The sequence below is a fragment of the Nonomuraea sp. NPDC048916 genome, from assembly GCF_040649575.1.
GTDB lineage: Bacteria > Actinomycetota > Actinomycetes > Streptosporangiales > Streptosporangiaceae > Nonomuraea.
The window spans coordinates 92,394-111,173 of sequence record NZ_JBEZFS010000005.1; the positions used below are offsets into that span (position 1 = coordinate 92,394).

General features: G+C 72.9%; 16 protein-coding genes. 5 read left to right on the top strand and 11 right to left on the bottom strand.

Annotation, left to right across the window (positions count from 1 at the left end):
• Positions 1-30 precede the first annotated feature (30 nt).
• Both cbiE and AB0C16_RS06275 read right to left on the bottom strand, forming a co-directional pair.
• On the bottom strand, positions 31-1,206 hold the full coding sequence (gene cbiE / locus AB0C16_RS06270) for a precorrin-6y C5,15-methyltransferase (decarboxylating) subunit CbiE (RefSeq protein WP_357679475.1): 1,176 nt from the start codon (positions 1,204-1,206) through the stop codon (positions 31-33).
• A 53-nt stretch (positions 1,207-1,259) separates the two neighbouring features.
• The gene (locus AB0C16_RS06275; protein WP_357679477.1) at positions 1,260-2,363 is read right to left on the bottom strand and encodes a GNAT family N-acetyltransferase; all 1,104 of its coding nucleotides are present in this window, start codon (positions 2,361-2,363) and stop codon (positions 1,260-1,262) included.
• Between the two features lie 92 nt (positions 2,364-2,455).
• On the opposite strand from AB0C16_RS06275, the gene AB0C16_RS06280 reads away from it, so the two are divergent.
• Complete coding sequence (locus AB0C16_RS06280) at positions 2,456-3,442, top strand: Vms1/Ankzf1 family peptidyl-tRNA hydrolase (protein WP_357679480.1); 987 nt, start codon at positions 2,456-2,458, stop codon at positions 3,440-3,442.
• On the opposite strand, the gene AB0C16_RS06285 is transcribed toward AB0C16_RS06280, so the two are convergent.
• Genes AB0C16_RS06285 through AB0C16_RS06295 form a run of 3 tightly spaced genes read right to left on the bottom strand, consistent with a single transcriptional unit; the run spans position 3,435 to position 6,122 of the window.
• Positions 3,435-4,001, bottom strand: coding sequence for a lactate utilization protein C (locus tag AB0C16_RS06285; protein WP_357679482.1), 567 nt, complete (start codon positions 3,999-4,001; stop codon positions 3,435-3,437). The genes AB0C16_RS06280 and AB0C16_RS06285 overlap by 8 nt on opposite strands.
• Entirely contained in the window at positions 3,988-5,379 is a 1,392-nt protein-coding gene (locus tag AB0C16_RS06290) for a lactate utilization protein B (protein WP_357679484.1), read from the bottom strand. The genes AB0C16_RS06285 and AB0C16_RS06290 overlap by 14 nt, the downstream gene beginning before the upstream one ends.
• Positions 5,376-6,122 (bottom strand): (Fe-S)-binding protein, encoded by a 747-nt coding sequence (locus tag AB0C16_RS06295; RefSeq protein WP_357679487.1) that lies wholly within the window; start codon positions 6,120-6,122, stop codon positions 5,376-5,378. Before AB0C16_RS06295 ends, AB0C16_RS06290 begins: the two co-directional genes overlap by 4 nt.
• Positions 6,123-6,232: 110 nt before the next feature.
• On the opposite strand from AB0C16_RS06295, the gene AB0C16_RS06300 reads away from it, so the two are divergent.
• On the top strand, positions 6,233-6,931 hold the full coding sequence (locus AB0C16_RS06300) for a FadR/GntR family transcriptional regulator (RefSeq protein ID WP_357679489.1): 699 nt from the start codon (positions 6,233-6,235) through the stop codon (positions 6,929-6,931).
• A 111-nt stretch (positions 6,932-7,042) separates the two neighbouring features.
• Here the strand turns inward: AB0C16_RS06300 and AB0C16_RS06305 are convergent, their stop codons facing one another.
• A complete protein-coding gene (locus tag AB0C16_RS06305; RefSeq protein ID WP_357679492.1) occupies positions 7,043-8,479 on the bottom strand; it encodes a sulfatase in 1,437 nt (478 codons plus the stop codon).
• 79 nt (positions 8,480-8,558) lie between these two features.
• Between AB0C16_RS06305 and AB0C16_RS06310 the strand changes: the two genes are divergently transcribed.
• A complete protein-coding gene (locus AB0C16_RS06310; protein ID WP_357679494.1) occupies positions 8,559-9,560 on the top strand; it encodes an LLM class F420-dependent oxidoreductase in 1,002 nt (333 codons plus the stop codon).
• A gap of 105 nt (positions 9,561-9,665) precedes the next feature.
• On the opposite strand, the gene AB0C16_RS06315 is transcribed toward AB0C16_RS06310, so the two are convergent.
• Positions 9,666-11,606: an FtsX-like permease family protein gene (locus AB0C16_RS06315; protein WP_357679496.1), complete on the bottom strand. Its 1,941-nt coding sequence runs from the start codon at positions 11,604-11,606 to the stop codon at positions 9,666-9,668.
• A gap of 76 nt (positions 11,607-11,682) precedes the next feature.
• Positions 11,683-12,360 carry an ABC transporter ATP-binding protein gene (locus AB0C16_RS06320; protein WP_357679498.1) on the bottom strand — a complete coding sequence of 226 codons (678 nt, stop codon included), beginning with the start codon at positions 12,358-12,360 and terminating at the stop codon, positions 11,683-11,685.
• A gap of 90 nt (positions 12,361-12,450) precedes the next feature.
• On the opposite strand from AB0C16_RS06320, the gene AB0C16_RS06325 reads away from it, so the two are divergent.
• Both AB0C16_RS06325 and AB0C16_RS06330 read left to right on the top strand, forming a co-directional pair.
• Positions 12,451-13,098, top strand: a complete 648-nt coding sequence (locus AB0C16_RS06325; protein ID WP_357679500.1) for a response regulator transcription factor — start codon at positions 12,451-12,453, stop codon at positions 13,096-13,098.
• Between the two features lie 46 nt (positions 13,099-13,144).
• Positions 13,145-13,852, top strand: coding sequence for a DUF4328 domain-containing protein (locus tag AB0C16_RS06330; protein WP_357679502.1), 708 nt, complete (start codon positions 13,145-13,147; stop codon positions 13,850-13,852).
• A gap of 36 nt (positions 13,853-13,888) precedes the next feature.
• Here AB0C16_RS06330 and dnaE read toward each other — a convergent pair whose 3' ends face one another.
• The 3 genes from dnaE to AB0C16_RS06345 all read right to left on the bottom strand — a co-directional run bounded on the left by dnaE (position 13,889) and on the right by AB0C16_RS06345 (position 18,741).
• The gene (gene dnaE, locus AB0C16_RS06335) at positions 13,889-17,650 is read right to left on the bottom strand and encodes a DNA polymerase III subunit alpha (RefSeq protein WP_357679900.1); all 3,762 of its coding nucleotides are present in this window, start codon (positions 17,648-17,650) and stop codon (positions 13,889-13,891) included.
• Positions 17,650-17,916 (bottom strand): DUF6504 family protein, encoded by a 267-nt coding sequence (locus AB0C16_RS06340; protein WP_357679504.1) that lies wholly within the window; start codon positions 17,914-17,916, stop codon positions 17,650-17,652. The genes dnaE and AB0C16_RS06340 overlap by 1 nt, the downstream gene beginning before the upstream one ends.
• Before the next feature lie 78 nt (positions 17,917-17,994).
• A complete protein-coding gene (locus AB0C16_RS06345) occupies positions 17,995-18,741 on the bottom strand; it encodes a GntR family transcriptional regulator (RefSeq protein WP_357679506.1) in 747 nt (248 codons plus the stop codon).
• Positions 18,742-18,780 lie beyond the last annotated feature (39 nt).

Genomic DNA, 18,780 nt, shown 5'->3' on the forward strand with positions numbered 1-18,780 from the left:
GGATAACCGATGCGTGCCGGTAACGACAGGTCACATGGGATGAGCCAGAACGGCGTGGACGACGAAGACGGGGTCGGACGCGGCCAGGCTGTGCGAACCGTCGGGCTGGATGGCGAGTTTGGAGGCGAGGATCTGAGTGCCCTCCGCACGATAGCCGTGCTCGCGCAGCCGGTCGAGCACGGTGGGGAGCTGTTCGAGGGATTTGAGCGCGCACACCAGCGTGCGCGGGCCGCGGGCGGCACAGGCGACGATCACGTCGGGGCCGCCGCCGCCCACGAAGACGGCGTCGGGATCGGGCAGGGGTTCGAGGGCGGGAGGCGCCTGTCCGCGGGTCAGCGCGACCTTGACGCCGTGCTCGAGCACCGCGTCGCGGAGCCGGGCGCAGGCCTCGTGATCGCGTTCGACGGCCATCACGGCGGCGCCGAGCCGGGCGCACTCGACCGCGATCTCGCCCGAGCCCGCGCCCACGTCCCAGACCAGGTCGCCGAGCCGGGGGCCCAGCTTGGCCAGGATGTACGCCCTGACCTCGGCGGGGATCCGGCTCTCGAACGGCAGCGCCCATTCGGCCGGCCCGGGCCGCGCGCCCGCCACCCAGCCGCGTTCTCCCGGCCGGTGGAGCGGATCGATGACCAGCACCACGTCGGGGTCCTTCCAGGGCCGGGTGGTGGCCTCGCCCATGCGGCTGTGGGTGACCCGCTCGTCGGGGCCGCCCAGGTCCTCGCAGACGATGAGCGCGCGCGGGGTGGTGGGGGCCAGCTCCCGGGCGATCTCGGCGGGGCCGACACCGCGCGTGACCAGCAGGGCGACCTTGGGGTGCGCCCGGCAGGCGTTGACCACCCGGTTGAGCTGGTGGGGGCCGGCGGGGGCGACGACGAGCGCGTCCTCCCAGTTGAGGCCGGCGCAGGCGAAGGCGCGGGTGACCAGGGAGGTGGCGGGGAACACGTCGGGCTTGAGACCGCGGGCGCGCAGCGTGCGCACCACCCCGAAGAAGCCGGGGTCGCCTTCGGCGATCACGACGGCCGGGCCTTCGCCGTGTTCGAGGTGCTCGTCGAGGGCTTCGAGCAGCTTGTCGTCGGCCACGGTCGACGCGGTGAGCCTGAGCTGCCCGATTATGGCGTCGGGGCCGACGACGAGCGTCGCGGACCGCAGCCGCTCGATCGCCTCGGCCGGCAACGCGGACCCGTCCCACCCGACAACCGTGATCATGGCACTCACCGTCCTCACCACCCAGGGTGACTGCTGCCGGAGGGTTTCACCAGTCAGTACGTCCTGCCCCCGGCGTCCGTCTCGGGCAGGTCCGACGGGATGAGGCTGTAGACGACGAGATCGTCCCCGAGCAGCGCGTTGCGGGCGACGCCCTCGCGGACGAACCCGGCCTTCTCCGCGACGCGCTGCGAGGCCGCGTTGGCGATGGCGGCCCGGAGCACCAGCCGCTTGAAGCCCCGGGCGAACAGCCAGCGGGCGATGGCCAGCACCGCCTCGCCGGCGTAGCCGTTGCCCCGGGCCCAGGGCGCGGTCATGTAGCCGACCTCGGCCGTCCGGTTGACCCAGTCCAGGTCACGGAGGTCCACGTTGACCGCGAAGCGCCCGCCGTCCAGCTCCTCCGCGGCCCAGGCGATCCCCTGTCCCCTGGTCCGGATCCGCTCGGCGACGGCGACGAACGCCCGGGCGTCGGCCTGGGTGTAGCCGCGCGGGACCCCGGTCATGGCCTGGGTAAGCGGGTCGGCGCCGGTGGCGGCCAGGTCGGGCACGTCCCGCTCGGCGAGCTGCCGCAGTAACAGCCGCGGGGTGCGCAGCTCGGCCCGGGGCAGCTCTTCGGAGGGGGTACGGCCGTCGCCGCGCAGCAGGCCGAAGATCACCAGGTCGTGCGGGCCGTCGTCCTCCAGGCTGGCGTCACGGAGCACGCCTTCCCAGGTGAAGCCCGCTTTCTGCGCGACGCGGAGGGACGCGAGGTTGTCCAGGTCGGCCGTCAGATCGATCCTGCGCAGCTCGGTGGTGGCGAACACCCAGTCCACCAGCCCCCGCACGGCCTCGGGGGCGAAGCCGCGGCCGCGGTAGAGGGGGTGCACGCCGTAGCCGATCTCCGTGGTGCCGGCGCCCCAGGAGGTCTTGAAGAGGCTGATGGCGCCCACGATGTGGCCGCCGGAGTCGGTCATCGCGAGGTGCACGCCCTGACCGGTGCGCCGCAGCTCGTGCACGCCGGTCGAGAGCCATGGGGCGACGCCCGCCACGTGGACCGGGGCGCCGGGAGGGAGGAACCGGACGCCCGACTCCACGATGGACCTGATCCGGTCCGCGTCCGCCGGTCCGAACGGCCGGAGCAGGAGGCGATCGGTGACGATGCTCACATCGGGATCGAACACGCTCGGCAGGCTACACACTCGCCATGTTTGCCGAAAAAAGCGGGGGTAGGGGCGCAACTCGGGCGAATGACGAGGGGCGGAGGTGGTGACCGGTGCGGCTCGACTTCATCCGGCCGCTTTACGAGCGCCGCGGGCCGTACGTGTCGGTCTACGTGGGGACGCCGAACGGAACCGGGAGGGAGAGCCACTGGCGCGGCGTGCGTGATCGGCTCACCATGGCGGACCCGGCGACGGTGGACGCCCTGGAGAGGGCGGCGATCGGACCCTCGGCGCTGTTCGGCACCCACGGCGACGTGGTGATGGCGGAGCCGCTCGCCGAGCCGCCGCCTCGTGAGCTGGCCACCTGGGCGCCGTTGCCGCACGTCACACCGATGCTGATGCAGCGCGGCGAGAACCTGCCGCACCTGCGGGTCGTCGTGGACCGGGCGGGGGCGGAGCTGACGGTGTTCGGCGGCGGCTCGCCGCGCACGTCCGCCGTGGAGGCCGCGCCGTGGCCGCTGCCGAAGACCGCCCAGGGCGGCTGGGCGCGGCGGCGTTACCGGAACGCCGCGGGACAGGCGTGGGACGCGGCGGCCGTCGCCTGGGAGATCGACGAGCAGGTGCGCCGGATCGGCACCGAGCTCATCCTGATGGCGGGCGACCCCAGGTCGTGCGCGCTGCTCTGCGACCGGCTCGGCACCAAGTCCGCGGACCGGGTGACGATGGTCGAACAGGGCAGCCGCCCGGACCACGAGCGCGATGTGGAGAGGGCGCTCGACCTGTGGCTCGAGGGCTGCCGGGCCGAGCTGCTCGACCGGCACCGCGACGCGGCGGGGCCCGTCGGGGTGGCCCGGGTCGCCCATGCCCTGCGCGAGGGCCGGGCGCAGGCGGTGCTGTCGCCCGGCGAGCTGCCGCAGCCCGTGTGGATCGGCGGGGGCGGCACCCAGATGTCCGTCGACGCGGCCGAGCTGCGCCGGTGGGGCGTGGAGGAGCCGATGCGCGACCGCGCCGACTCGGCGCTGGCCAGGGCGGCGGCGATGACGGACGCCGAGCTGTGGTTCACCGACGCGATCTCGGACGTGGCGGCCGTGATCAGGTGACGATGACCACTTCGAGTGTCCGGGGACCGTGGACACCCTCGACGCGGTTCAGCTCGATGTCGCTGGTCGCCGAGGGGCCGCTGATCCAGGTCAGCGGGCGGGCCGGGTCGAGTCTGGCGACCGCCTCGGGCACTCCCGCCACGATCTGGCCGGACCGCACCACGCACAGGTGATAGTCGGGCACCAGCGTCTGCGCCCTGGTCCCCTGCCCGGGCCCGGAGTCGAGGACGATCGTGCCCGTCTCGGCGATCGCCACCGCGCAGCCGGTGACCACTCCGTCGGCGGTGTGCAGGTCGGCCGGGGCGCCGGCGGCCCACTCCGGGGGCAGCCCGTCGGGGATGACCATGCGCCGGTCGCCCACGAGCCCGGCGATCCTGCCGGGCGCCTCGGCCGCCGGGATCACGTGCACGATCGCCCGGTAGTCGTCGACCCGCTCGGCGAACAGCCCCACCAGGTCGGGGATCCGGCCCTCGGTCCGGTAGGCGCGGGGGATCTCCACCTCCGGGGCGCCGTCGACGGCCCGCCTGATCCGGGCCAGGATCTCCTCACGCGCGCTCATCGCGTTCCCACCAGTCTCTGAAGGATTCGGCCGGGATCTCGGGCAGGTCCCTCGTGTCGGTCCACGCCGACAGCGGGCCCGGCAGGCGTCTCGGCACCAGCTTGCGGAGGCGGCCGGCCAGGCGTTGCGCCTTGGCCAGGCGTACGTGGTCGTTGAGGATCCAGCCCGCCACGCGCATGCCCGCGCGCTCGGCCGGCCCGTGCGGGGCCTTGGCGCGCAGGTCGACCAGGACCTCGGGGATGTCGATGGCGACCGGGCAGACCTCGAAGCAGGCGCCGCACAGGCTGGACGCGTATGGCAGGGAGGCGTCGAGGGCCGACGACATGCCCCTGAGCTGCGGGGTGAGGATGGCGCCGATCGGGCCGGGATAGACCGAGCCGTACGCGTGGCCGCCGACGCGTTCGTAGACCGGGCAGACGTTCAGGCAGGCCGAGCAGCGGATGCAGCGCAGCGCCTGGCGGCCGACCTCGTCGGCCAGGACGCCGGTGCGGCCGTTGTCGAGGAGGACCAGGTGGAAGGCCTGGCCCTCGACGGAGCCGGTCCACATGCTGGTGTAGGGGTTCATCCGCTCGCCGGTGGAGCTCCTGGGCAGCAGCTGGAGGAAGACCTCCAGGTCGCGCCAGGAGGGCAGCAGCTTCTCGATGCCGACCACGCTGATCAGGGTCTCGGGCAGGGTGAGGCACATGCGGCCGTTGCCCTCGGATTCGAGCACCACCAGCGTGCCGGTCTCGGCGACCATGAAGTTGGCGCCCGAGATCGCCACCTTGCTCCGCAGGAAGCGTTCGCGCAGGTGCAGCCGGGCGGCCTCGGCCAGCGCGGCGGGCTCGTCGGTGAGGCCGGGCGGGGCGTCGCCCATCCGGTCGAGGAAGATCTCGCGGATCTCCGCCCGGTTGCGGTGGATGGCGGGGACCAGGATGTGACTCGGGAAGTCGTCGCCGAGCTGCACGATCAGCTCGGCCAGGTCGGTCTCGTAGGCGGTGACCCCCTGCTCGGCCAGGGCCTCGTTGAGCCCGATCTCCTGGGTGGCCATGGACTTGACCTTGACCACCTCGGTCTCGCCGGTGGCCTTGACCAGGCCGGTGACGATGCGGTTGGCCTCGCCGGCGTCCCTGGCCCAGTGGACCGTGCCGCCCGCCCGGGTGACGGCCTCCTCCAGTTGGAGGAGGTAGCGGTCGAGGTGGCGCAGGGTCTCGTCCTTGATCGCCTTGCCTGCGGCCCGCAGCTGCTCCCAGTCGGGGAGCTCACCGACCACCCCGGCGCGCTTGCCGCGGATGGTGTGGGTGGCTTTCCGGAGGTTGTAGCGGAGTTGAGAGTCCTGTACGGCCAGCGCCGAGTTTTCCGGGAAATTTCCTGGCATGCCGAGGAACGTGGCGCTCATGGGGTTGTGCCCTCCTTGACCATTTCGGTCGCGGCGAGGATCTCGGCGAGGTGCATGACGCGGACGCCGGTCCGCTGGCGGCTCAGCGTGCCGCCGATGTGCATCAGGCACGAGTTGTCGGCCGCGCAGAGCACCTCGGCGCCCGTGCCGAGGACGTTGCGCGCCTTGTCGGCCCCCATCGCGGCGGACACGGCCGGGTTCTTGACCGCGAACGTGCCGCCGAAGCCGCAGCATTCGTCGGCTGCCGGGAGGGGGACGAGGTCGAGGCCGCGGACGTTCCGGAGGAGCCTGGTGGGCCGGTCCGCGAGGTGGAGGCCGCGGAGGGAATGACATGTCGGGTGATATGTCACCCGGTGCGGGAAATATGCGCCTACGTCGTCGATCTTCAGGACGTCGATCAGGAACTCCGACAGCTCGAAGACCTTGGGCGTGATCTCGGCGATCGCCGCGGCCCCCCTGCTGCCCGGCCGTACCAGCTTGGGGTACTGCTCCCGGACCATGGCCGCGCACGATCCCGACGGCGCGACGACGGCGTCGTAGCCGGCGAACACCTCGGTGAAGTGGCGTGCGAGCCGCACCCCCTCCTCGCGGTAACCGGTGTTGACGTGCATCTGGCCACAGCACGTCTGGGCCGCGGGGAAGTCCACGTCGCAGCCGAGCCTGCGCAGCAGCGACACCACGGCCTTGCCGGTGCCGGGGAAGAGCGTGTCGTTCACACACGTGATGAACAGGGCGACTCGCACCGCTCTCCTTCCGAGGTTCCGAGGTATGGTCTGACCACAAGATGGTCAGACCATATCCAATCCACCGCGTCCGCCCAAGAGGCGCGTCCACCGAGAGGCAGGGGGAACCGTTGACCGGCACCGGCTGGCGCCCCGTCAAGCGAACCCGCACGTTCGAGGACGTCCTCGCCCAGATCGAGCACCGCATCGCCGAGGACGGCCTGACCGCCGGCGACCGGCTCCCCGCCGAACGCCGGCTCGCCGAACAGCTCGGGGTGAGCCGCTCGTCGGTGCGCGAGGCCATGCGCGTGCTGGAGACGCTCGGTGTGGTGTCGTCACAGGCCGGGCGCGGCCCCGACGCCGGAGCCGTGCTCACGTCACGCCCGGACAGCGCGCTCACCGACCTCCTCAGGCTCAATCTCGGCCTGGCCACGCTGGAGCTGCGCGAGGTGATCGACACCCGGCTGATGATCGAACGCTGGGCGGCCGCCCACGCGGCCGGGACGCGTGCGGACACGTCCGCGCTGACCGAGACGCTGCGAGGGATGGACGAGGCCGGGTCCGCCGAGGAGTTCGTGGAGCACGACACCGCGTTCCACCGCGCGATCGCCGAGATCTCCGGCAACCGGCTGATCGCCGCCTTCATGCGCTCGCTTCGCGACTCGATGCGCAGGTACGCGGTGGAGGCCGTGGAACGCCTGGGCGACACGTCCGGGCTCCAGGCCGACCACCGGCGCATCCTGCGCGCCATTCACGAAGGCGAGCCGGAGGAGGCGGCCCGGGCGGTGACCGACCACCTGGCCCGGGCCTATCCGGCGCTGTTCGAGTAGCGTTCCGAGGCTGAAAGTGAGAGTCGGCGATGTGAGAGCCGACGCGAGCCACCGTCATAGCGGCCGCTCGCTTCTTCCCGCCGAAGCCCCGGGGCGGTCCGCCGGGGCGCGTCAGAGGGAGTCGGCCTCCCGGCAGGTGGCCCCGGCGCAGGCGGTCATGGCCTGCAGCCGCTGATCCAGCCCCTGCATCAGCACCGGGTCGGCGATGCGGGCCAGGTTGTGCAGCTGGTAGGGGTCCGTGACCACGTCGTACAGCTGGATCTCGCCGGTGTCGTATCGGACGTAGGTGTATTGCTCGGTGCGCAGCGCGGTGTAGGGGGGCACGGGCGTCTGCGCGGCCGACGCCCGGTTGATCGGCCTGACGAACTCGATCAGCGCGTTCTTCCGCCACTGGGCCGGTCGCCGGCCGTGCAGCAGGGGCACCAGCGAGCGTCCCTCGGCGAAGGACGGCACCGCGGCCCCGCCGAGCGCGGCGAACGTGGGCGACAGGTCGACCGTGGCCGTCATCTCGCGGATCACGGAGCCCGGCGCCACGCCGGGCCCCCGCACCACGAGCGGCACCCTGATGGCCTCCTCGAACGGGGTGGTCTTGCCCTGCTTGAGGCGATGGGTGCCGAGATGGAAGCCGTTGTCGGAGCTGAAGAAGATGTAGGTGTTGTCGAGCTTGCCTGTCTCCCGCAGTTTGTCCATGACCGCTCCGACGAGGTCGTCGACGCCCAGCATGGACCGCAGCCTGCTGCGGTAGCGCTCGTCGATCCGCGCGACGACCTGGTCCGTGAGCGGTGGCCGGGCCCGCAACCAGGCGGGCTCACCGCTCACGTCGGCCTGGTTGAACGACGGTGTGCGGGGAGCGTAGGCGTCGGAGAACGCGTCGGCGTGGCGTGGCGCCGGATTGGCCGGGTTGTGCGGACCGGTCGGCGCGAGGTAGAGGAAGAACGGCTCCGACCCGGCCCCGATGAAGTCGACGGCCTTGCGCGCGAGCACGTCGGACAGGTAGTCGTCCGCCGACCAGCCGTAGTCGACGAGGCCGCCGTTCTCGTTGAGGCGGTAGCCGTACTCCTCGTAGAGGTTGCGCACCGGCACGTCCCACTCGTTCCAGCCGGGCGGCACGTACGTCTCGTCGGCGGTCTCGCCGGGGTAGTGGTTGAGGAACTTGCCCATCAACGCCGTCCGGTAGCCGGCCTGCTGCATCCAGGTGCCGATCGTGGAACGCTCCAGACGCAAGGTGTGAAAGCGGTCGAAGCCTCCCTCCGGCGCGGTGTTGGTGAGCACCCCATGGCTGTGCACGTACTGGGAACGCAGGATGGACGCCCGCGAGGGGCAGCACCACGAGTTCGTCACGAAGAACCGGTCGAACGAGGCGCCCTGGCTGACGAGTTGCTGGGTGATGTTCGGGAAGTAGGGCAATGTCCCGGATTCGAGGTCGTCGGCGAGCACGAAGACGATGTTCGGCGGGGGTGTGCGTGCCTCTCCGGAGGCCACCGTGGGCCCGGCCGCGGAGATGAGGAGCAGCAGGATGCACGCGAGACGGCAGAGACCTTTGAGCACAGGTTCCACCTCCCCGATGACGCCGCATTGACACCCTGAGCTTCTCATGGCCGTAATAGAACTTAATTCGGGAGGTGTCATGAAGCTCGGCTTGAACCTCGGTTACTGGCAGCGCAACGCCGACGACGCGACGGAGACCGTGCTGGCGGCCGAACGGCTCGGCTACGACTCGGTGTGGACCGCCGAGGCCTACGGCAGCGACGTGTTCACACCCCTGGCGTGGTATGGAGCGCGCACGTCACGCATCAAACTCGGCACCTCGATCGCGCAGATCTCGGCCCGCCCGCCGGTCACGACGGCGATGACCGCGATGACGCTCGACCATCTCACGGGCGGGCGACTGCTGCTCGGCGTGGGCGCCTCGGGGCCCCAGGTCGTCGAGGGCTGGTACGGCCAGCCGTTCGCCAGGCCCCTGGCCAGGACCCGCGAGTACGTCGAGATCATGCGCAAGGTGTGGCGCCGCGAGGAGCCCGTGACCGGCGACGGCCCGCACTACCCGCTCCCCCTCCCCGACGGTCTGGGCAAACCGCTCAAGCTCATCACGCACCCGCTCCGACCCGAGATCCCGGTCTATCTCGGGGCGGAGGGCCCGAAGAACGTCGCCCTGGCCGCCGAGCTCGCCCAGGGCTGGCTCCCGCTGTTCGCCTTCCCCTCCAAGATCGAGGAGATGTACGGCGAGTCGCTCGCGGGCCGGGACCCGGACTTCGACATCGCCGCCATGGTCATGGTGATCATCTCCGATGACGTCAAGGCCGCGCTGGACGGCGTGAAGATGATGCTCACCCTGTACATCGGCGGCATGGGAGCCCGGCAGCGCAACTTCCACGCCGACATCATCGGCCGGATGGGCTTCGCCGAGGCGGCCGGGCACATCCAGGCCCTCTACCTGGCGGGCCGGAAGGACGAGGCGTTCCGCGCGATCCCGGACGAGCTGGCCGACGGCATCTCGCTGGTCGGGCCACCCGGACGGATCAAGGAACGCCTCGAGCTCTGGCGCGCCTCCCCCGTCACCAGCCTCCTCGTCATGGGACCGCGGGACGAGGAGTCGCTGACCACCGTCCGCGACCTGGTCCTCGGCTGACCACCGTCCGCGACCTGGTCCGCGGCTGACCTCGGCCCGGCCGGTCCTGGTCGGGGCGCGGAGCCCGGCCGGTCCCCGGTCGGGACGCGGAGCCGGGCCGGGTCGCTAGTCGGGGCGCGGGGCCGGGTCGGCGGTGACCGACCTGAGCAGCGGCCTGCTCAGGGCACCCGCACCGACCACTCCCGCGAAGCCGATCGCGACGCAGGTCAGCAACGTGATCGCGCCATTGACGCCGGGTGGGCCGATCATGAACGGCGCCGCGCAGAACGCCCCTGCCGCGATCGCCCCGCCGCCCATCACCGTGAGCGGGATCAGCGTCTCCGCCCGCCGGGCCCGGTCCAGCACCTCCAGCGGCGTGCCCGCCAGGCACAGCAGCGCGTAGGTCTGCCTCCGGTCCAGGATCGAGGAGGCGGCGGTGATCCCGGCGCTGGCGATGGCCACCAGGAACGACACCGACAGCACCACCACCGTGCCCACGCCGACGTCGGCGAGCAGTTGCACGCCGGCCTGCTCGTCGTCGGCGCCGGTGGTGGGGGTGCGGCCGGGGACCAGCCCGGCCAGAGCGGTGCGGCCCCGATCGACGGCGGCCGGGTCGGCGGGACCGGCCAGGGTCACCGTGACCAGCTTGCCGGAGTGCCGGACCGTCGCGGCCAGGCCGGCCTCCCCGAGCCGCTCACGGGCCCGCTCGGCGACCGCCGAAGGCCGCCCTTCGGTCACGGTGACGCTGAGCAGGCCGGGGGTCGCCTCACCGGTGAACGTCCCCGGGCTGAGCAGGCCGATGAACCCGGCGACGAAGCCGGTCATGGCCACGCCGCTCACCGTGCGCCACGCCGAGCGGGGGTCGTCCACCAGCCTGCGACCGGCGAGCAGCCGGGCCGGTGTGCGGGCGCTCCCGGCCGTGATCCGGCCGATGACCGCGACCACCCACGGGCCCGCCAGATTGACGCCGAGGAACGCGAGCGCGAGGGCCACGGCGATGACCCCCAAGTGGACGTCCAGGCTCAGCAGCGGAAACACGGCCAGCACCGCCAGCAGCGCGAGCACCCTGAGGAAACGCAGGGCGGGCGGCGTCTCCCGCTTGGCCACCCCGAGCGGGCCGACCACGACCCGCCTGAGCCCGACCACCGCGGACAGCCCCACCAGCAGCGGCACCGAGACCAGGACGGCGGCCAGGACCGGCGGGCCCGGCCACAGGTCCGCGGCGAACCACGGGCCGCCGCCGATCCGGACGCGCGTCAGCAGCGGCACGGCGAGTGCGTAACCGGCGGTCCCGGCGAGCGCGCCGGCGAACGCGACGACGACCGCCTCGGCCACGGTCATCCTGACCACCTGCCCGGGCGTCGCCCCGACCAGCCGCAGCGCGGCCAGCCGCTGGTCCCGCCGGGCGACGGTGAGCCGGGCCGCGGCCCCGCCGAACACCAGCAGCGGCACCACCATGAGCACGCTCGCGATGAGGGCCAGCACCTGGTAGACCCCGGAGTCCCTGGAGCGCTCCCCCGACAGGTCGGCCACCTTGACCGGCGACCTGCCCGCGTTGGGGGCGCCGCCGCGCTCGGCGGTCATCTCCGGCGAGCCGGGCTCGTGGCCGACGACCGCGACCAGCTCCTCCGAGTGCACCAGCGCCTGCTCCCCCAGCACCCCGGCGGCGGGTGTGGTGAAGCGGTTGGCCAGCTGGTCGGCGGGGAGGCTCCGGACCAGCTCGGCCAGCGCCGGCGAGAGCCACACCTCGCCCGGCGCGGGGAAGCGGGCCAGTCCCGGCGGCGCGGGCGCGTCCGGGCCGAGCGCGGCCAGGTCGACGACCGTGATCACCATGTCCCGGACGTAGTCGAAGCGGTCCGCCTCGACCGCCACGGCCCTGCCCTCGGCCGCCGGGACCGGGTTGCGCCAGGCCGCCCGGTCGGCCCTGGCCTGGAAGGCGAAGTTGGCGGTCACGGCGAACAGCAGCAGCATCGTGGACACCGCGACCGCCCCCAGCGTCAGCCAGGTGCCGAGCAGGCCCCTGGGTCCGCCTCCTCTGAGCAGCCGCCACGTCAGGTCGAGGTTCACGCGCGCACCCCGTTCGTGCGCTGCGGCCGGCGGGCGGCGATCGGCCGTCCGGTCAGGTGGAGGTTTAGATGGAGGTTCACGCGGCCATCCCGCCCGTCAGCAGCCGGCCGTCGCGGACCTCGACGGTGCGGTCGCACCAGGCGGCCACACCGGGATCATGGGTGACCACGATCAGGCAGGCGCCGTTGTGCCTGGTCGCCTCGGTCAGCAGCCGCATCGTCTCGTGGCCGGTCGTCTGGTCCAGCGCGCCCGTCGGCTCGTCGGCGAACACCACCGCCGGTTCGGTCACCAGCGCCCTGGCGATGGCCACCCGCTGCGCCTGACCGCCGGACAGCTCGCCCGGCCGCCTGGTCTCCATGCCCGCCAGGCCGAGGGGGCCGAACCACTCGCGCGCCTGCCGTACCGCCTGGCGCCTGGGCACGCCGCCCAGCATGAGCGGGAGCGCCACGTTCTCCTCGGCGGGCAGCTCCGGCAGCAGCTGGCCGAACTGGAACACGAAGCCGAAGCGGGTGCGGCGCAGGGCGCTGCGCGCGCGCTCGCGCATGGTGTCGACACGGCGGCCGAGCAGGTGCACCTCGCCCGAGTCGGGCCCGGTGACGCCGGCCAGGCAGTGCAGCAGGGTCGACTTGCCGGAGCCGCTCGGCCCCATGATCGCCACCGCCTCGGCGGTCCGCACCGCGATGTCCACGCCGTCCAGGGCCACCGTCCGCCCGAAGCGTTTGGTCAGGCTCCGTCCCACAAGCACGTCGTTCATGCCGGAAAGCGTCTCGCCGGAGGGCGGGGTGGCGGATCGGCCGTGCGTCCGGTCCGTCTCGGCCGAACGGCTGATCCTAGAGTGTGGGCCGTGACTATTCGCGTGCTCATCGCCGACGACCAGGAGCTGGTGCGCACCGGCTTCCAGATGATCCTCGACGCTCAACCGGACATGCAGGTCGTGGCCGCCGTCGCCGACGGGGCCCAGGCCGTCGCCGAGGCCAGGCGGCTCAGGCCGGACGTGTGCCTGCTCGACATCCGGATGCCGAAGCTGGACGGGCTGGAGGTGACCCGGCTGCTGGCCGGCCCGGGGGTCGAGCACCCGATGCGGGTGGTCATCGTCACCACCTTCGACCTCGACGAGTACGTCTACGGCGCGCTGCGGGCGGGCGCCACCGGCTTCCTGCTCAAGGACAGCGGGCCCACGCTGCTGATCGAGGCGGTCAAGGCGGCCGCCGACGGCGAGGCGCTGGTGTCGCCGTCGGTGACCGTGCGGCTGCTGAGGCACCTGACCCAGCCCAGGCGGACGGCCGTCTCGCCGGACAGCCCGCTGACCGACCGGGAGCTCGACGTGGTGCGGCTGGTGGCCAGAGGACGCACCAACCAGGAGGTGGCCGGCGAGCTGTTCGTGTCGCTGTCGACCGTGAAAACGCATCTCGGGAGCATCATGGCGAAGCTCGGTGTCCGCAATCGGGTGGGAATAGCAGCGTGGGCGTGGGAAAGCGGGGTCGTGAGCTGATTAACAACGAGGTCGGCGGGATACAAGTGAGTCAGAACCTCAGCGCATGGCACGGGGGGAGAACAACGTGCGCTACGCCCAGGCCCCGCCCACCAAAGCCGCCTCAGCCGTCTACGTGACCCTGGTCGCGCAGGTGCTCTCCCTGGGCTCTCTCGTGATCTTCGAGCAGATCCGCGGCCGTCGGCTCGCCGCCCAGCTCGCCGCCTTCGACGGCCGCCCGTACGGGGCCGAGGCCGAGGCGGTCGTGGGCGCCGTGACCGTCTTCGCCGTCCTGATGATGCTGGTCGCCGGCACCACCATCGCCGCGGCGATCGCCTACGCCACCTGGCTCGTCCGGGCCCGGCAGGTCAACGACCGGTCCGCCCCCTCGGGGCCGGTCGCGGCCGCCCTGCTCGTCCCGGGCCTCAACCTGGTGGCTCCGGTGGTGCTCGTGGACGAGGTCTGGCGCGGCGCCCATCCGCCGCTCGACCGCCGTGCCCGCTGGCTCGCGCTGCTGGGGGCGTGGTGGGTGAGCTGGCTGGCGACGCTGGCGCTGGTCGTGTCGCGGCTGCTGTTCGGCTCGTCGGCGGGCGACCTGACGGGGATCGGGGCGCCGGAGCTCACCTGCCTGACGCTGGCCGCCCTGCTCTGCGCGGCCACCGTCCGCAGGATCACCCACATCCAGCGTTCCTCCGCCCCGCTCGCCACCCTCCGGCCGGCCCGCCGCCTGGCGCCGCCCTCCCCGGAGTCGGCGCCGCTCGGGCAGACGGGCTGACGCGGGCCGGCACCGCGGCCGGCACCGCGGGCCGGCTCAGGCCGCCGTGGGGCCGGAGCTGCCCTGGCTGGCGTGCCACAGCCGGCGCGGCGGGGCGGTGACGGCGGGGCCGAGGTCGGAGTAGGGCGAGAGCCGGAACCCGTTGGCGTACGCGATCGGGCGTCCGCCGACCCCTTCCCGGTCGCCCTCTTCCCGGTCGCCCTTGGCGCGGGCGAGGACCGCCCGGACCGCCTCGATGCCGCGTGAGCGCCAGAGCGCGTCGAGCTCGGCCAGGTCCCAGCAGTCGACGGCGCGCATCGAGATCGCCCGGATGCCCGTGCGCCTGACCACTCCCCTGGCGACCAGGAGCCAGGCGCCGAACACCGTCGCCGCGCACCTGCCCTGCACCGACTCGAAGAACGTCAGGTCGACCGGGCCCGTCGAGTCGTCGAGGGTGGTGAAGATGACGCGCTGCCCCGAGCGGACGGCCGGCGTCTGGGTGGCCACCTTGACCCCGGCGACCAGCACCTCGGCGCCGTTGCGCTGGGCCGGCAGGTCCTTGGAGCGCACCACCCCGATGGCGTCGAGCAGCTCGTCGTGGAAGCTGATGACGTGGCGGCTGACGTCGATGCCCAGGATCTCCAGCTCGGCCTCGACCATCTCGGCCTCGGTCATCTCGGGCAGCTCGCCCGGCGAGACGTGCTCGGTGAAGCCCAGGGGGAGCTGCACGGCCGGGACGCCGCCCGGGGCGGATTCGGGACGGGCGGCGGTGTAGCGCTTCGACCTCCTCGGAGTGGACGCGACACCGGAGGTGGAGGCCCGGTCGAGGGCGCCGACCTGGGCGATCAGATCGCGGCGGGTGAGCCGGCCGGGGCGCCAGCGGGAACCGCCGGGATGCAGGTCGTGCAGCCGGTCCAGGCCGCCGACCTGGACGATCCGCTCCATGGTGGGACGCGACGGGCGGGCCCGGTCCCAGAAGTCGGCGAGCGACGTGTACGGCTGGCCGGCGACCATGCGCTCCACCTCCGCCTCGCTCACCCCCTTGATCGCCGAGAACGGCACCCGCAGCGCGTATCCCCTGCCGAGCTCCGCGGCGTCGAAGCCGGCGACCCGGCGCGGCGGGTCGTCCTCGCCCAGCGCGGCGGGGGTGACCCGGACCCGCGCCGGGGGGCGTTGCCCGAGCCGTTCGACCCGCCAGTCGCGGGCCGACCTGTTGATGTCCAGCGGCAGGATCGCGACCCCGCACTGCCGGGCCTCGTCGATGATGACGCGCTGGGGGTACATGCCGGGCTCGTGCGTGAGCACCCCGGCGAAGAACGCCGCCGCGTGGTGCCGCTTGAGCCACGCCGACTGGTAGGTGGGCAGCGCGAACGCGGCCGCGTGCGCCTTGCAGAACCCGAACCCGCCGAACGCGTCGAGCACCTTCCAGGCCCGCTCCACGGCGGCGTCGTCGAACCCGTTGGCCCTGGCCAGCGGCACGAACGCCTTGCGGACCCGCTCTCGTCCCTCGGGCGTGCCCAGCGTGCGCCGCAGCAGCTCGGCGAACGACAGGTCCCTGCCGGTCATCACTGAGATGATCTTGAGCACCTGTTCGTGGAAGACCACCACGCCGTGCGTCTCCTTCAGCGCCTCGCGCAGCCGCTCGTGCGGGTAGTACGGCCGGCGCCACCCGTGCCGGGCCTCCAGGTAGGGCGTGACCATGTCGGAGTTGACCGGCCCGGGCCGGAACAGCGAGATGTCCACGATCAGGTCGTGCATCCTGCGCGGCTCCAGCTTGGCGACGAGCTCGCGCTGCCCCGGCGACTCGATCTGGAAGCAGCCGAGGGTGCGGCCGGCGCAGATCATGTCGTAGGTGTCCTGGTCGTCGTGGGGCACGTACTGGACGCCGGGCTCGGAGCCGCTCTGCCGGTCGAGGGCGACCACGACGTCGTCGACCCGCTCGATCTCGCCCAGCGTGTAGGCCATCGCCGACTGCATCCGCACGCCCAGCACGTCGAGCTTGAGCAGGCCGGCCTCCTCCACGTCGTCCTTGTCGAACTGCGACATCGGGAACTCCAGCAGGCTCCGCTCCACCGGGGTGCGGTCGCGCAGGCCGGAGTTGCCGACCAGCACCCCGCACGGGTGCAGCGCGATGTGCCTGGGCAGCCCGTCGAGCTTCTCGGCCAGCCGGAACACCCGGTCCAGCCCCGCCTCGCCGAGCCGGCTCTCGCGCAGCTCGGGCAGGTCGTTCAGCGAGGCGGTGATCTGCGTGGCCCGGATGTGCGGGAACGCCTTGGCGATCGCGTCGATCTCGTGCGGCGGCAGGCCCATCGCTCCGGCCACGTCGCGGATCGCGCTGCGCGCCCGGTAGGTCTCCATCATGGACACGCAGGCCACGCGCGCCTCGCCGTACCTGTCGAAGATCGCCTTGTAGCAGTCGAGCCGGCGCGCGGACTCGACGTCGACGTCGATGTCCGGCAGCCCGATGCGGCCCTCGGACAGGAAGCGCTCCATGAGCAGGCCGTGCTGGAGCGGGTCGACCTCGCCGATGCCGATGAGGTAGTTGACCAGGCTGCCCGCTCCCGAGCCGCGGATCGCGCAGCGGATGTCCATGCCGCGGATCATGTCGGTGATGCCGGCCACGGCGATGAAGTATCCGGACAGGCGCTTCCTCTCGATGATGTCCATCTCCGCCGCGAGGCGTTCCCTGGCGTCGCGGGAGCGGGCCAGGCCGCGGGAGACCAGCCCGTCCTCGACGCGGTGGCGCAGCAGCGGGACCGGGTCGCGGCCGATCTCAGGCAGGTGCAGGTTGGGCGGGTCGCCGCGCAGCGCGAGCAGCTCGACCGGGTCGATCACGCACTCCTCCGCCACGCGCCTGGTGGCGCGCAGCAGGTCGGCGATCCGGCTCTGGTCGGAGCCGCAGATCTTGGCGGCCACCTGCCGCATGTCCTTCGTGCTCTTGAGGTAGGCGTGGGACGTGGTGCGTTCCAGATGGCGGGGGTGCAGCGGGACCAGCTGGCGGGCCGCGTCGAGCACGTCGCCCACCTGGTGGTCGGCGGGGTCGAGGTATCTGACCGCGTTGGTCAGCACGGCGGGCACGTCGAGCGACTCGGCCAGGGCCAGCATGCGGACGGCGGTGGTGGCGTCGCGGAAGCCGTACTGGTCGACCAGCTCGACCGCCACGCCGCCGGGGACCGTGGAGCGCCACAGGTCGAGCAGCGCCCTGGCGCGCTCGTCGCGCCGCTCGGCCATCGCGCGGCCCACGTCGGACCTCGGGCCCAGGAGCACGACCAGCCCGTCGGCGCCCGAGCCCGCCCAGGTGGCGACGAGCTCGCGGGTGATCCGGGGCGCGCCGCGTTCGCCCGCGTAGTGGGCGGCCGTGACCAGGCGCGCCAGCCGGGACCAGCCGCCCGAGCGGGCCAGCACGGTGACCCGGTCGGCCGCGTCGGGCCCCGTCCGGGGCCGTCCGCCCCGGGAGCCCGCACCGTGGCCGCCCGCCCGGCCGGACCCACGGCCGGCCCCACGACCGGCCCCACGGCCGGACCTGGGCTCGAACCCGGGAAGGAGGGCGGGATCGAGGTCGGGCTCGGGGCCGGGGACCGGGTCGAAGCCGGAGCCCGGGTCCGCGAGCGCCAGGCTGACGCCGAGGACCGGGCCGATCCCGGCGTCAGCGCAGGCCCGGACGTGCTTGACCGCTCCGTAGAGCCCGTCGCGGTCGGTCAGCGCGAGGATGTCCATCCCGTCCTCCGCCGCCCGCCGCACCAGGGCCTGGGGGAAGGCGGTGCCGTAGCGCATCGAGTAGGCCGAGCTCACGTTCAGGTGGGGGAACGGCGGCGCCATCAGTCCCACGCCCGCAGGAGCAGCCAGCCTCCGCTGGCGGTGTCGAACCTCAGCTCGTAGGAGCCGACCTCGCGCCCCGGACTGGCCTCGACCCGCCAGAACTGGCGCTCGCCGGGGTCGCCCTCGCCGGTCTTCCACCACTCGCGCGCGACCACCCAGTGGTCGAGGACGCGGCGGACGAGGTAGAGGCGATCGCGCCACACGAACTGGGTGGGCTCCCCGTCTCTGGTCCACACCTCGATCGGATCGCCATAGAGTCTGCTCAAGACGCTTCTCCCCGCGGCTCTGGTGCCTATGCTGAGCCACCCGGGGGAAGACGGGTGCTATGACTCGAACATATGTTCTTACGCCCCGAAGCGCAAGTCGCCCGCCTGCCGCACCAGCGGGTTGGCCCCGATCGAGTTGCGGATGCTGAACTCCACGCTGCCCGCCCGGTAACGGTCGTCCGACCACTCCACCGGCCTGCCCTCGTGCGTGGTGGTGATCCGGCGCTGCCGCAGGAGCGGGCTGCCTCGCCGCACCCCCAGCAGGCGGGCGTCGTGCGCGCTCGCCGAGACCGCGTCGATGAGGTGCTCGCCGTAGGCGAAGACCAGCCCGATCGAGTCGCGGAGCGCCTCGGTGACCGACTCGCAGTCGGCCGGCAGCCGTTCGACGGCGCCGGCCGTCCAGTCCGCGTAGACGGTCCGCTCGACCAGCACGGGCTCGCCCTCCAGCGAGCGCACCCGCAGCACCTCCAGCACCTCCGCGCAGCCGAGCCGCGCGGACTCGGCCGGCGTCGCCGCCCGGCGGCGCTGGCCGATCACCTGGCCGCCGAAGCGGTAGCCGTGGGCGCGGGCCCACTGGGCGAAGCTGTGCAGCTCGGCGAAGCTCTGGCTGCGGGCGTGGCCCAGCACGATGCGCCTGGCCCCCTGGCGCGACCCGACCAGCCCTTCGGCGACGAGCAGGGCCACCGCCTGCCGAACGGTCCCGCGGGCGGCGGAGTAGCGCGCGGCCAGCTCCGACTCGGTGGGCAGCTGCGAGCCGACCGGATGGACGCCGCCGAGGATGTCGTCGCGCAGCTCAGCGGCGATCCGTTCATAGCGGGAGACCATCCACGCCCCTCCCCGTTCACGAAAGAGCAATCTTTATGG

Bases quoted from the DNA above. Each gene is read 5' to 3' on its own strand.
- AB0C16_RS06290 (WP_357679484.1), bottom strand. From the start codon at position 5,379: ATGAGCGCCACGTTCCTCGGCATGCCAGGAAATTTCCCGGAAAACTCG.
- dnaE (WP_357679900.1), bottom strand. From the start codon at position 17,650: ATGGCGCCGCCGTTCCCCCACCTGAACGTGAGCTCGGCCTACTCGATG.
- cbiE (WP_357679475.1), bottom strand. From the start codon at position 1,206: ATGATCACGGTTGTCGGGTGGGACGGGTCCGCGTTGCCGGCCGAGGCG.
- AB0C16_RS06320 (WP_357679498.1), bottom strand. From the start codon at position 12,360: ATGAACGACGTGCTTGTGGGACGGAGCCTGACCAAACGCTTCGGGCGG.
- AB0C16_RS06285 (WP_357679482.1), bottom strand. From the start codon at position 4,001: ATGAGCGCGCGTGAGGAGATCCTGGCCCGGATCAGGCGGGCCGTCGAC.
- AB0C16_RS06310 (WP_357679494.1), top strand. From the start codon at position 8,559: ATGAAGCTCGGCTTGAACCTCGGTTACTGGCAGCGCAACGCCGACGAC.
- AB0C16_RS06330 (WP_357679502.1), top strand. From the start codon at position 13,145: ATGGCACGGGGGGAGAACAACGTGCGCTACGCCCAGGCCCCGCCCACC.
- AB0C16_RS06345 (WP_357679506.1), bottom strand. From the start codon at position 18,741: ATGGTCTCCCGCTATGAACGGATCGCCGCTGAGCTGCGCGACGACATC.